11 protein-coding genes are annotated in these 12,703 nt (G+C 42.2%); 5 read left to right on the top strand and 6 right to left on the bottom strand.

All coding sequences use genetic code 11. The features are described 5' to 3' along the window. The first annotated feature begins 208 nt into the window (after nucleotides 1-208). Complete coding sequence (locus I5907_RS15460) at nucleotides 209-1,912, top strand: GMC oxidoreductase (RefSeq protein WP_196991710.1); 1,704 nt, start codon at nucleotides 209-211, stop codon at nucleotides 1,910-1,912. Between the two features lie 3 nt (nucleotides 1,913-1,915). On the opposite strand, the gene I5907_RS15455 is transcribed toward I5907_RS15460, so the two are convergent. Both I5907_RS15455 and metG read right to left on the bottom strand, forming a co-directional pair. Then, on the bottom strand, nucleotides 1,916-2,782 hold the full coding sequence (locus tag I5907_RS15455) for an NAD(P)-dependent oxidoreductase (protein WP_196991709.1): 867 nt from the start codon (nucleotides 2,780-2,782) through the stop codon (nucleotides 1,916-1,918). Nucleotides 2,783-2,958: 176 nt separating this feature from the next. Continuing rightward, nucleotides 2,959-5,061: a methionine--tRNA ligase gene (gene metG / locus I5907_RS15450; RefSeq protein ID WP_196991708.1), complete on the bottom strand. Its 2,103-nt coding sequence runs from the start codon at nucleotides 5,059-5,061 to the stop codon at nucleotides 2,959-2,961. Nucleotides 5,062-5,379: 318 nt separating this feature from the next. On the opposite strand from metG, the gene I5907_RS15445 reads away from it, so the two are divergent. Continuing rightward, nucleotides 5,380-6,288 carry a S66 peptidase family protein gene (locus I5907_RS15445; RefSeq protein ID WP_196991707.1) on the top strand — a complete coding sequence of 303 codons (909 nt, stop codon included), beginning with the start codon at nucleotides 5,380-5,382 and terminating at the stop codon, nucleotides 6,286-6,288. Nucleotides 6,289-6,340: 52 nt separating this feature from the next. Continuing rightward, nucleotides 6,341-6,631, top strand: coding sequence for a hypothetical protein (locus I5907_RS15440; RefSeq protein WP_196991706.1), 291 nt, complete (start codon nucleotides 6,341-6,343; stop codon nucleotides 6,629-6,631). Between the two features lie 89 nt (nucleotides 6,632-6,720). Here I5907_RS15440 and I5907_RS15435 read toward each other — a convergent pair whose 3' ends face one another. The 3 genes from I5907_RS15435 to I5907_RS15425 all read right to left on the bottom strand — a co-directional run bounded on the left by I5907_RS15435 (nucleotide 6,721) and on the right by I5907_RS15425 (nucleotide 9,210). Further along, nucleotides 6,721-7,743, bottom strand: a complete 1,023-nt coding sequence (locus I5907_RS15435) for a sialidase family protein (RefSeq protein ID WP_196991705.1) — start codon at nucleotides 7,741-7,743, stop codon at nucleotides 6,721-6,723. 9 nt (nucleotides 7,744-7,752) lie between these two features. Then, nucleotides 7,753-8,154 carry an SET domain-containing protein gene (locus I5907_RS15430; RefSeq protein ID WP_196991704.1) on the bottom strand — a complete coding sequence of 134 codons (402 nt, stop codon included), beginning with the start codon at nucleotides 8,152-8,154 and terminating at the stop codon, nucleotides 7,753-7,755. Nucleotides 8,155-8,481: 327 nt separating this feature from the next. Then, complete coding sequence (locus I5907_RS15425; protein ID WP_196991703.1) at nucleotides 8,482-9,210, bottom strand: EcsC family protein; 729 nt, start codon at nucleotides 9,208-9,210, stop codon at nucleotides 8,482-8,484. 148 nt (nucleotides 9,211-9,358) lie between these two features. On the opposite strand from I5907_RS15425, the gene I5907_RS15420 reads away from it, so the two are divergent. Beyond that, complete coding sequence (locus tag I5907_RS15420) at nucleotides 9,359-9,793, top strand: DUF6526 family protein (protein ID WP_196991702.1); 435 nt, start codon at nucleotides 9,359-9,361, stop codon at nucleotides 9,791-9,793. Between the two features lie 48 nt (nucleotides 9,794-9,841). Here I5907_RS15420 and I5907_RS15415 read toward each other — a convergent pair whose 3' ends face one another. Next, nucleotides 9,842-11,083, bottom strand: a complete 1,242-nt coding sequence (locus I5907_RS15415) for a multidrug effflux MFS transporter (RefSeq protein ID WP_196991701.1) — start codon at nucleotides 11,081-11,083, stop codon at nucleotides 9,842-9,844. 267 nt (nucleotides 11,084-11,350) lie between these two features. Between I5907_RS15415 and I5907_RS15410 the strand changes: the two genes are divergently transcribed. Beyond that, complete coding sequence (locus I5907_RS15410; protein ID WP_196991700.1) at nucleotides 11,351-12,622, top strand: type IX secretion system plug protein; 1,272 nt, start codon at nucleotides 11,351-11,353, stop codon at nucleotides 12,620-12,622. Nucleotides 12,623-12,703: the final 81 nt, after the last annotated feature.

The following is a 12,703-nucleotide window of genomic DNA, read 5'->3' as shown; positions in this document are numbered from 1 at the left end:
TATTCACATCCGCATTTTGCCTGGTTGTAAATGGCAAACTAACATAGTATTCATACATATTGTGTTGCTTTGTTCTTCGCACTGCCCAATAACGCTTCAGCCGTTGAAGAGTGCGACGCAACAAAAGCTTAATACTTGTACCAATGCCCGGCTCATAATTCTTTTTCTCCTAATTTTAAACTTTTGAGATTTTAAAAACCAATAGCCAATGCCGGGAGATAGTTTATTACTCAACATTCAGGCAAAACAGCAACATACATACGATGCAATTGTGGTGGGCTCCGGCATAACAGGCGGTTGGGCCGCAAAAGAGTTGTGCGGGAAAGGTTTAAAAGTGCTTATGCTTGAACGTGGAAGAAATGTTGAACACATTAAAGACTACACGACAGCCAATTTGGCGCCGTGGGAATTTGATCATCACCTGAGACTGAGCAAAGCAGACAAAGAGCGGTCTTATGTACAAAGCAGGCATTATTCTTACCGCGAAGACAACAAACATTTTTACATTAACGATAAAGAAAATCCATACGAAGAAATCAAACGGTTTGACTGGATAAGAGGTGATGTTGTAGGTGGAAGATCTTTGCTATGGGCAAGAGCCTGCTACAGGTGGAGTGATCTTGACTTTGAAGCCAATCTAAAAGATGGTCATGGCATTGACTGGCCGATACGCTATAAAGATATTGCGCCGTGGTACGATTATGTAGAATCATTTATAGGCGTAAGTGGCTCAAAAGAAAATATCCCGCAATTACCGGATGGTATTTTTCAGCCTCCATTTGAATTGAATTGCGCGGAGCGGTCATTTAAACAAAAGATAGAACGTGCTTATACAGACAGGAAAGTAATTATTGGCAGAACAGCAAATTTAACCAGGGCAGTAAAGGGCAGGGGGCAATGCCAGGCCAGGGATCTTTGCCACCGCGGTTGCCCGTTTGGAGCTTATTTCAGCACCAATGCCAGCACAATGCCCGCCGCTTATGCTACAGGCAACCTAACCGTAAAGCCGCACTCACTTGTAAACCGTGTATTGTATGACGAAGGTAAACAGAAAGCTACCGGCGTGGAAATACTTAATACCGAAACAAATAAAACGGAAGAATATTATGCTGAAATAATCTTTTTAAATGCAGCTACAGTTGCCACTACATTTATATTGCTCAATTCAACATCAACCAGGTTTCCTGCGGGTTTGGGTAATGGCAGCGGGCAGATAGGCAGGAACCTGATGGATCATCACAAAGGTCTTTCTATTACCGCGGATATTGATGGCTTTGAAGACAGCTATTATTATGGAAGGAGACCAACGCCTGCCTATATTCCACGTTTCCGTAATGTAACAGACCAGTCTCCTGATTTTTTGCGGGGGTACCATTATGGCCTTAGTGCCTACCGCGGCCGGCAGGAGCATGATGCCGCAATCGGGTCTGCACTGAAAGAAGCTTTAGCTGAACCTGGTCAGTGGGGCATAAGTATGTATGCTTTTGGTGAGTGTTTACCATATAACGACAACAGGGTAACGTTAGATACAAACAAAAAAGACAAATGGGGCAGACCTCTTATAGCAGTTGACTGCAGCTTTAGAGAAAATGAAAACGCCATGCACAAAGACATTGCAGCTACCGGTGTTGAAATGCTGGAAGCCGCAGGCTATCGTAACATACAGGTGAATGGCAGTATTTCCTTTCCCGGTAATGCCAATCATGAAATGGGTACAGCACGCATGGGTAAATCTTCCAAAGACGCAGTATTAAATTCCTACAACCAGATGCATGAAGTACCAAACGTGTTTATAACAGATGGCAGTTGCATGACATCCGGTTCCTGTGTAAATCCATCGCTTACTTATATGGCGCTTACAGCCAGAGCATGCGATTATGCAATCAAGGCTTTGAAAAAAGGTAATATATGATGGCTACTTCAAAGCCAGCGCAATAGCTGTCCAGTCGTGTTCACCAAATCCTTTGTTTACACACTCTTGTAATTGCTGCTGCAGCACACCGCCCAAAGGCATTTCTGTGTTTTTTTCAGCGGCCTGTTCATTGATCAGGTTTACATCTTTAAGCCCCAGTTTAAGACTAAATGCGGCGGGCTCGTATGCCTGCTGTAACAAAATGTTGCCATAATTCTTATAAATGGGAGAGGCGAATAATGTGGATGTGATCATGTTCATCCAGGCTGTTGCATCAATGCCGCTTTTCTGCGCCAGGTTAATGCCTTCTGCCATGGCTTCAATAGCAGCTATAATGAGAAAATTGCTGCAGAGTTTGGCAACATTTGCCGCTTCGGTTGCTGTACCAATATTCCATACACCTGCGGCGCCTGCCGCTGTCAGCAGCGGCGTAATAGTTTCAACAGTAACCGGTTTGCCAGACACAAGAAAATTTAGCTTTTTGGCACGTGCAGCTTCTGGTCTGCCCATTACAGGCGCTGCCACATATATGTTCCTGTGCACATGGTGTAAAGAATCCAGGTATATGGCCGTGGCCGGTAGTATGGTGCTCATTGAGATATGGATTGCGCCTTCTTTCATGTTGGCAGCAAGCCCGTCTTCGCTTTTTGTTATATGGTTGAGCGCTGCATCATCTGAAACCATGGTAAAAATGACGTCGCATTGTTGTGCCAGTTCTTTTACAGTGGCACATAGTACAGCGCCTTTATTTACCAGCGGTTGTGCTTTTGCAGCAGTGCGGTTAAATACAAATAGCTGGTTGTGCTGCTCCAGTATATTTTCGGCAATAGGTGTTCCAAGATTGCCAAGACCAATAAATCCGATTTGCATAATGTAGGTGTTTTTGTCAGCTATAAAAATAAAAAACCGCTTTGATTAAAAAGCGGTTTCATTGATAACAGATAGGTTAATTAATTACTTTACTGTTTCTAAAAGGGCGTTAACTTAAGGTTGTACTGCAAAATTCACTATTTTACCCGGTACATAAAACTACATAATCATGTAGCCTAGTTTACACCTGCTCCGGCATTGATGTTTTCTTCCGGGTTTACAAAATGCAGTTTGCCGTTTCCATCTTCTGCCATTAAAATCATTCCATTACTTTCTATGCCGCGCATTTTGCGCGGTGCAAGGTTTGCAACCACCACTACTTGTTTCCCGGTAATCTCCTCCGGTTTAAAATGTTGGGCAATGCCAGACACAATGGTTCTCGTTTCAAAACCAAGATCTACAGAAAGCTTCAGCAATTTATCAGCCTTTTCCACTTTTTCTGCAGCCACAATCTTTCCAACCCGCAGATCCATTTTAGCAAAATCGTCGTAAACAATCGTTGCTTTTTTGTCCGCAGTTGTTTGCACTGCTGTTTGATTACCTGAATCATCCTTCTTACCGCCTGTTACTTCAACGGTTTTTACCAGGCCGCTCTTAAGTTTTTCTATCTGCGATGCAATTTCCGCATCTTCTATTTTTCTGAATAGCAGTTCAGGAGCCCGTAGCGTATACCCAACGCTTAGCAGTTTTGTGCTGCCTGCATTATGCCACTCAAGCATTTTTTCTACAACCTTCATCATATGCAACATTTTCTTTGCCGTGCCCGGTAAAAATGGATTGATAAGAATAGCAAGATTTGCGGTTAATTGTAAACAAAGATGAAGACAGTTATCAATCAACTTTTGTGCATCCGGGTTTGCTGCCAAAGATTTTGCAACGATCCATGGCTCTTTCTCCTGCATGTATTTATTGCCTTTACGCGCAAGATCTATTACTTCAAAAAGTGCATCTCTGAATTTGTATTGTTCAATAAAACTTTCAACCTTTTCTTTGGCGGCCTTTATATCTGCTACTACCTGTATATCTCTTTCGTCATAAACATCTTCATGCAGTTTTGGTACTTTACCGCCGCAAAGCTTGTGCATAAGCACGAAAGTCCTGTTTACAAAATTGCCGAAGATGCTTGCGAGTTCATTATTGTTCCTGTCCTGGAAATCTTTCCACGTAAAATCGTTGTCTTTATTTTCAGGTGCATTACTACAAAGCACATAGCGCAACACATCTTCACAACCCGGGAAGTCCTGTACATATTCATGCACCCATACAGCCCAGTTTCGGCTGGTAGACACTTTTTCACCCTCAATATTTAAAAATTCATTTGCGGGAACATTATCAGGCAGTACAAAATCTCCATGTGCTTTCAGCATCGATGGGAAAATGATGCAGTGAAAAACAATATTATCCTTGCCTATAAAATGCACCAGTTTTGTATCTGCCTTGCACCAGTAATCAGCCCACTTATCTGTCAGTTCTTTTGTTGCACTTATATACCCAATTGGTGCATCAAACCATACATATAATACTTTGCCATCGGCATCAGGCAAGGGTACCCTAATGCCCCAGTTACTGTCACGCGTCATAGCACGGCTTTGCAGGCCACTATCTATCCAGCTTTTACATTGTCCATACACATTATTCTTCCATTCTTTGTGTCCTTCAATGATCCATTCTTTCAGCCAGCCCTCGTATTGCTGTAAAGGAAAGTACCAGTGCTTTGTTGTTCTTTTCACCGGCACAGCATCACTGAGTGCACTACGTGGGTTGATCAGTTGTTCGGGTGATAATGAAGAACCGCATTTCTCGCATTGATCTCCGTAAGCATTAGGGTTCGCACACACAGGACAGGTGCCAACGATATACCTGTCGGCCAAAAATGTTTTTGCCTTTTCGTCGTAATACTGTTCACTTTCTTTCTCTTCAAACAAACCTTTGTTGTATAAATTCAAAAAGAAATCCTGCGATGTTTTATGGTGCACCTCGTTTGATGTTCTTGAATAAATATCAAATGAAATATGCATCTGTTCCATGCTTTCCTTTATAAGCGCATGGTATTTATCAACTACCTGTTGCGGCGTTATGCCTTCTTTCATGGCGCGAATCGTGATAGGTACACCGTGTTCATCACTGCCGCCTACAAAAACAACATCGCGCTTTTGAGCACGCTGATAACGGGCATAAATATCTGCGGGTAAATAACAGCCTGCCAGGTGGCCAATGTGTACAGGTCCGTTTGCATAAGGTAGTGCCGCCGTAATTAATATTCTCTTGTAATCATTCATTTTGTACTTGGCTTTAGCGCTTTACTCATCGCCTGTTGTGTCACTCACTTGTACACTATCTCTTTATTCAGCAACGATACTTCATTTGCGAAAGCTATACCAGGCAATGCCTGCTACAGCAAAAGACAGTTTTATAAATACAGAACAACCAAACGGCTATGAGGGTCGCAAAAATAGCCAATAAGCCGCATTTGCTAAAATCTGCCGTGTAGCAAACGAAGTTTTAATACCCGGGCAGGTGTCCTTTTTCAAACCTGCATTGCACTACTGCTGTAAAAGCACGTTAACAAGCCATACACATTCTGTAATATTGTTGCTATGAAAATACCGCCATACCTTAAGAAAGGAGATACCATCGGCATTGTTTGCCCGGCTGGGTTTATGACTGTTGAGAAAGCAACGAAATGTATAGAAACACTGAAATCCTGGGGTTTTAACGTGAGAACAGGGAAAACTTTAGGCAACCAGTTTCATTACTTTTCAGGTACAGATGAAGAGCGTTTACACGACCTGCAGCAGATGCTTGACGACAAAAATATACAGGCTATCCTTTGCGGAAGGGGAGGCTATGGCATAAGCAGGATAATCGATGACCTGGACTTTACAGCCTTTAAACGTAACCCCAAATGGTTAATAGGCTACAGTGATGTTACCATACTGCACGCACATCTGCAGCGCAGGTTGAAAATAGCATCCTTACATGCGCCTATGGCGGGGGCATTTAATGATGGTGGCGATGCAACTGAATACGTGCAGTCCATCAGGAAAGTACTTACAGGCAAAAAAATAAACTACACAACAAACGCTCATGATTACAACGTAAAAGGAGAGGGGGAAGGCCCCCTTGTTGGCGGCAATCTTTCTATCGTTTGTCATTTAATGGGTAGTAAATCAGCAATCGACACAACAAACAGCATTCTTTTCCTTGAGGACGTGGGAGAATATTTGTATAATATTGACAGGCTGTTTATGCAATTGAAAAGAGCCGGAATGCTGGATACACTCAGCGGACTTGTTATCGGCGGTTTTACGGACATGAAAGATACCGTTGTACCGTTTGGACAAAAAGTGTATGATTTGATAAAAGAAAAAATTAAAGACTACGATTACCCTGTTTGCTTCGATTTCCCGGTTAGCCATAGCGAAAGAAACTATGCTTTGAAATATGGGGCAGTACATAAACTGAAAGTGACCGGAACAAAAGTTATTTTGAAAGAAGCTGAATGACAAGCCTCTTTCTGGCATGTATTTTTCAACGTTGCTAACTAAAGTTTTAGCCATGAAGAATGAAAATAACCAATCTACCAACCCGATAACGGAAGAAAACGAAGTAGAACAAAGCAATGATGAAAGAATAGACCAGGATTTTGAAGGTTTTCCGCATGCGCCTGCTAATGAAGAAATGATAAAACCGGAAACAACAAATGAAAAGCTTACCGCAGATGTAGAAAAGAATGCGCAAACACAAGCAACCGGGGAAAATTCCTCTGACGGTTCAGGAGGTGCTTTTGAAAGTACAGAACGTGTAAGCGATGATGACAACGATGTTACCCGAATAGACGAAAAATAATATAGCTGCGGGTGTGTGCTGAATAGCGATATAGCCGTACAAGTGAGTGACACAACAAAAGCCTAATGGCAGCACTTCAGCTAAGTACATTACTTTATTTCAAGTACCGCGATCTTTCCATTGCTGCCTGCGAGGTAAACCTTGCTGCCATTTTTGGCCAGTTGGCAAACATGAAAACTTTGTCTGGAGATCAGTTGCCAATTTTTACCACCATCGGCAGAAATATCGATACCGCTTGTACCGCACGCAATGAGGTTTTGAGATGTTATATACTCTACACAACTCCGGTACCCATGTGGCGGAGTTATTGGCTTTTTCCATGTTTTACCGTTATCTGACGAGTAGGCACTGTTTCCCACAGTATCTTTATCATTGCTGAAATCGCCGCCTACAACAAACATATTTTTTCTGTAAACCGCAAGTGAATTGGCACCGGTAGATTCTTTGCCCTGCACAAGCGGCAGAAGCAACCTGATATTGCCTAAGTGACGGTTTACAGGTAGCAAAATAACGCTGGATTTAAGACCGCCGGTAACAATCATTCTTTTATACGTTGAGGTGTTTAACGCCTTGCTGTTGGTGCCGCTCGACGCAAACATTGCCTCACCACTGTCCAGCAAAGGAAGGTCGTCCTTTTTAGTCCAGGTTTCACCGTAATCATACGTTTCTGCAATAAACATTTTGCTGTTAACAGGATCGCCTATGACAATGCCATACAGATCGGTAAAATCCATCGCATCGAAAAACATTCCTTTCGAAGTATCTTCAAATACTTTATACCATGTTTTACCTGCATCTCTTGTCTTCAAAATTATAGCAGGTTCCGCAATGGCCATAATGATGGCAGTGTTACTGTCAATGGCTTCAATATCACGAAAATCTCTTTGCGCATAACCTTTTACTGTGAGCCATTGAATCGTTTTACCTCCATTTACAGAACGCGCTACTGTTCCGTTACTTCCACTTGCCCAAAAAACATTATCGTCTACAACACTTAAACCACGGAGTGAAGTTGTTTTTCCGGAATCGAGTATGGTGACCGTTGTTTGCGCAAATGGGATTTTTGCTGACAGACAAGCAAAGAACAGTACAATAATGCATTTATATTTCATGTGCAGGATTTAAAGATAGCCTTTACAATTCGCACTTCCACAACTACATTTCAGTTTACCATCGTGGTGTGTAGGACCATAATCACAGGTAAGCTCTTCGCCTTTTTTAATACGACGCAGCGCATAGAATTCAACTTTACCATAACATACCCGCATGTAAGTATTGGGGGAGCAGGAGTGGTTGATATAACGCAATTCGTTAGGGTTGACACTCGCATCCAATGCACGGCCATCGCCAAATTCAACCATGGCAACGCGTTTTGTCATTGCTGCTCTTTTTCTAGCTTCTCTTAGGCTGATGATCTCTCCCCCAAGATTGCCGATTTTCCTTTTCGGTGGTATTGTTTGTACAGCAAATGCGCCGGTGCCATCTATAAGACTTTTTTTATTGAAGATTTTGTATTGCACCATATGTTGCAAGATAAGGGATGGCGATATTAAGTAAGTACGGGAAGCGACTACACGCATGTATTTTTAGCAACCGCCGCTTACTAAATATTTTTTAAGCGAGATTAATTGAAATTTTAAAATTCTACAAATCAATTGTTTATAGTGACAAAGGTATCAAAATAAGATATTTTATGTCTTTTTAGGATATTGTTAAGTTAAAATTATTTGGACTTGATATTATTGATACGCTATTTTAGCATCAGCAAAGATCCAATATCCCTTCGTCCAAAAGTTAATGTACTAAAAGCGGGCTCCCGGTTTACTTCCGGGGGCTCAGTTTTTTTATAGCTATAATGTCTGCTCATCAGCATAACGCATACGATAGGCGTTTTTAGCGGTCTCGCCAAGCTGATCTATAAGCCTGTAGTTGACGATTATGCCAACCACAGCTCCAATTCCCGGAATAAGTTGTGCCAGTTTAGCAATGTCAATATAGTCCCTGTATTCCTGTTGAAAATTGCGCCAGTCAAATTGATTGATGTCTTCCGGCACTTGGGTGTATTTGAAACGCCAGTCTTTCATTTGTTCAAATATGTCTCTTCTATGTTGCTGGCTCGAAAAAGTAATCTGGAAAATGTGCAGGATGTATAGCCGCTCCCTGAAGTCTTTCACAGAATAGCCGTACACACTTGCTATTTCAAAAAGCATTTTCAGTTTTAATCCGAGCAGTATAGGAAAATCAGCCAGGCCCAATAAAATACCGCCTGCACCCGTTATGCCCCCTTCGGCAGAAGCTGTTTTTTTATAAAACGAAATCTTCTCATTTACTACGGCTTCACGTGCTTCAAGCGTTTCGAAAACTGCACGGTTGCCGGTTGTAAACTCAGCGCCAAATAATACGGCCTTAACCATTTGCTTTATGGTGGCTGTTACAGCCTGGTGTACTTTTTCGGGTATATAACTGTTTAACTTAACCTGCACCTTTTTGCTAAGGTTGTTGATGACTGATGGCTTACGCTGCATCTTACGTTGCCATTTTTTCATTTCCTGCACGGCGTTTAATTCATACGAATTCATAAGCATATTTTTAGACCGAAATGATCGTTGTTTAACATGTGAAAATTAACTCCTTTTTTCACCAGAGCCACCGGGGCAAAGTACATTGATAAACAAACAGCAACAGTGTGTATCAACAAAAAGGCTAATTTGTATTGCAAATACTTATATGAGAGAACAAAATTATAAAAACCATGCCCGTTATGTTTTCAGTTATCATGTCATAACAGGCATTGCCTTGCTGGCATTGATTATAGGGTCTTTTATCAATTTATATAATTCTTTTAACGACCATGGTAACCTCTATTCAGCATCGCTGATAGCACTGGTGGCAGTGATCATGGTAGCAATATTTTTGTTTGCACGCTCATTTGCATTGAAAGCACAGGATAGGGCAATAAGAGCAGAGGAAAACCTGAGGCATTATGTATTGACAGGGAGAAGACTTGATCAGAGATTATCAATGTCCCAGATTATAGCGCTACGTTTTGCTTCAGATGAAGAAATGCCTTTACTGGCGGAAAAAGCAATTGCTGAAAATCTTAGTAGTACTGCAATAAAACAAAGTGTCTTAAACTGGCGTGCAGATCATAACAGGGTTTAAATAAACGTCATGATGAATCCCTGAAACCGGTACCGAAGCAGCCTGGGTTTACAGCGTGCTGATCATTTCTGCCGTTTCTTCTTCAATACCTTCTGAGTTTACCTTGTAGCGGATAATTGTTTTACCTACTGTGAGTACCAGCAAACTACTTATGGTACAGCAGGCCATGATACCTGTCATAGGTAATGCGGTGTTATTGCTTAGCGCACTTACAGTAGCGGAACTGATAGCACCGATGCTCATCTGTATTGCGCCAAGCATTGCAGAGGCGCTGCCTGCGTTTCGTGTAAACGGTGCCAGCGAAAGTGCAGAGGCATTCGGAAAAATAAAACCCTGGCAGCATAAAAAAACAGCAATAATGATCACCGAGCCCAGCAGATTCAGCCATCCCACTATTGCAAAAACAAAAAGCGTGGCGCCGGTTATTGCCTGGCAGATTGAAGCAACCCTGATGATTTGTTCACTGCGATATTTACGCAGCAGGAAACTATTGACCTGGCTGCATGCAATTAATCCTGCCGCTATGATAGCAAATATCCAACCGTATAGTTTTTCTGAAGCATTGAACAACTGCATGAAAACGTGCGGAGAGCCGGAGATGTAAGCATACAAACCAGCCGTTGCGAGTGCGCCTGTAAAAGAATATGTGAGAAACTGAGGTTCTTTTATTACACTAATATAATTCCTGACAGTCGGTTTTACCCTAAGCGATATACTCCGGTCGGGCTTTTTGCTCTCGGGCAAAAAGAAATATACGGCCGCAAGAATGAGTGATACCATAATGGTCAAAACCACGAAAACGCTGTGCCAGCCAAATGCTGCTGTAAGATACCCCCCTGCGGTTGGCGCAATAATAGGAGACACACCAATTACCAGCATTAATTGTGAGAATACCTTGGCCGTTTCATTTACGGGAAAAAGATCTCTTACCATGGCCCGGGATGCAACCATGCCGGCACAGGATCCAAAAGCCTGCAAAAATCTTAGAATGATCAATTGATCTGCCGAAGCAGCCAGGGCGCAACCAGCAGAAGTGATGATGTACAGTATAAGACCAACACACAATGGTCTTTTGCGACCAAAGCGGTCGAGCAGAGGACCATAAATTAACTGCCCAATGGATATACCAATAAAAAAACTTGATAATGAAAGAGACACTACCGCAACGGTTGTATGAAGATCGGAGGCTATTTGTGGAAAACCTGGTAAATACATATCTATCGAAAATGGACCGATGGAAGACAACAGACCTAAGACACCAACCAGTAAAAATCTCTTATTTGTTTTCATAATCTTCAGCAAAGCTAATCCTGTTTAAAATCTACGTAAGTTTTGATTGCTACTGTCACCTGCGTTCTTTGAATAATTACTGTTCCGGGTTGAACTCTTTCCTGGGAGATCAATGGGGAGGAAGGAACCTGGTGAAAAATCACCTTGCCAGCTTACCGGTACTGTTTATTTAAACAACAGTTACCCCGCAAAGCAGGCTATAATTTTTTACATTGTAAGAACATAAAAGAAATAAATTTTATTGTACGTTTAACCCAAATTATACTGATGAAGTGTTTGTTCACACTATTGTTGTTCGTGTATGTATCAGTTGCTGCCCAACGTAACCCCGATAGCGTGTACATGCCCAATATACACGGCATAAAATTATGCCAGAATGGAAACCAGGAAGGTTACCCTATTATTACACTGGGTGCACAGGCCGCATTGGAACTGCACTTTGATGACCTGGATGCAAAAATCAGGAACTACAGTTACACCTATCAATTGTGTGATGCAGACTGGAAAATACTTGATCTGAACCAGTTGGATTATATGCAGGGTTTTACGCAAACGAGGTTAAACCAGTACCGCAATTCTTCGGTGGCGCAGGTACGTTACATTCATTACCAGGCATTATTGCCCGACAGAAGTTGCATGCCATCCAAATCCGGTAATTATTTGCTGAAAGTCTTTTTAAATGGCGATACATCTAAAATCGCGTTTACAAGACGCCTGCTTATTCTCGATAACAAACTGAATGTGGCTGCGAGAATAGCACAACCGTTCAATTCTCAATTGATGCGCACCCACCAAAAAGTGCAGTTTAGCGTTGATATTGGTAAACTCAACATCTTAAACCCCTCGCAGCAGGTAAAAGTGGTAGTGCTGCAAAATTACCTCTGGAATACAGCCGTAACGGGCAAACAGCCACAGTTTATGCGCAGCAATATTTATGAATATAATGGCGAGAGAGACTTTCTTTTCGAGGCCGGTAAAGAATACCGCTGGTTAGACCTGCAAAGCTTTCGCTACCAAAGCCCGAGGATTGCCAGCATTAACAGGAATACAGTGCCAATGGAAGTTTTTGCAAGACCAGACCTGCAACGTTCTCAGGAACGCTTCCTGATGATGCAGGATTATAACGGCGCTTACTTTATAAAAGGCACAGATGTAAACAATGCATGGTGGCAGGGTGATTATGGCAAAGTACATTTTATGTTTAAACCCAACAGTGTTATAGAGTTTAACGACAAGGATATTTTTATTATGGGTGAAATGACCGGCAATGCCATCAACGATTCCACCAAACTTACGCTGAATGAAACGACGGGCATGTATGAGATTGACCTATTGCTTAAACAGGGTTTTTACAATTATACATACGTAACTACAGACAGGACAAAAAAGAACAGTAAGCCCGAAACAGCGCTGACGGATGGCGATTACTGGGAAACGGAGAACACGTATACCGTACTGGTATATTATCGTTCGCTGGGCAACAGGTACGATGAACTGCTGGGCATTGCCACACTGGACTCAAAGTTTGGCCAGCAGTAACGCAGCAGGATAGTGCTGCAACATGAACCAACCGCACAAGAGTGCGACGCAACAAAAGATTAATAGTAGCAATGCTGCCTG

Origin of the sequence: Panacibacter microcysteis, assembly GCF_015831355.1 — a bacterium.
GTDB lineage: Bacteria > Bacteroidota > Bacteroidia > Chitinophagales > Chitinophagaceae > Panacibacter > Panacibacter microcysteis.
This window is presented reverse-complemented; position numbering and strand designations above follow the sequence as displayed.

What these genes read in the sequence shown, in the direction of transcription:
- I5907_RS15410 (WP_196991700.1), top strand. Translation starts at nt 11,351, where the DNA reads ATGAAGTGTTTGTTCACACTATTGTTGTTCGTGTATGTATCAGTTGCT.
- I5907_RS15435 (WP_196991705.1), bottom strand. Translation starts at nt 7,743, where the DNA reads ATGAAATATAAATGCATTATTGTACTGTTCTTTGCTTGTCTGTCAGCA.
- metG (WP_196991708.1), bottom strand. Translation starts at nt 5,061, where the DNA reads ATGAATGATTACAAGAGAATATTAATTACGGCGGCACTACCTTATGCA.
- I5907_RS15445 (WP_196991707.1), top strand. Translation starts at nt 5,380, where the DNA reads ATGAAAATACCGCCATACCTTAAGAAAGGAGATACCATCGGCATTGTT.
- I5907_RS15440 (WP_196991706.1), top strand. Translation starts at nt 6,341, where the DNA reads ATGAAGAATGAAAATAACCAATCTACCAACCCGATAACGGAAGAAAAC.
- I5907_RS15430 (WP_196991704.1), bottom strand. Translation starts at nt 8,154, where the DNA reads ATGGTGCAATACAAAATCTTCAATAAAAAAAGTCTTATAGATGGCACC.
- I5907_RS15420 (WP_196991702.1), top strand. Translation starts at nt 9,359, where the DNA reads ATGAGAGAACAAAATTATAAAAACCATGCCCGTTATGTTTTCAGTTAT.
- I5907_RS15455 (WP_196991709.1), bottom strand. Translation starts at nt 2,782, where the DNA reads ATGCAAATCGGATTTATTGGTCTTGGCAATCTTGGAACACCTATTGCC.
- I5907_RS15415 (WP_196991701.1), bottom strand. Translation starts at nt 11,083, where the DNA reads ATGAAAACAAATAAGAGATTTTTACTGGTTGGTGTCTTAGGTCTGTTG.
- I5907_RS15460 (WP_196991710.1), top strand. Translation starts at nt 209, where the DNA reads ATGCCGGGAGATAGTTTATTACTCAACATTCAGGCAAAACAGCAACAT.
- I5907_RS15425 (WP_196991703.1), bottom strand. Translation starts at nt 9,210, where the DNA reads ATGAATTCGTATGAATTAAACGCCGTGCAGGAAATGAAAAAATGGCAA.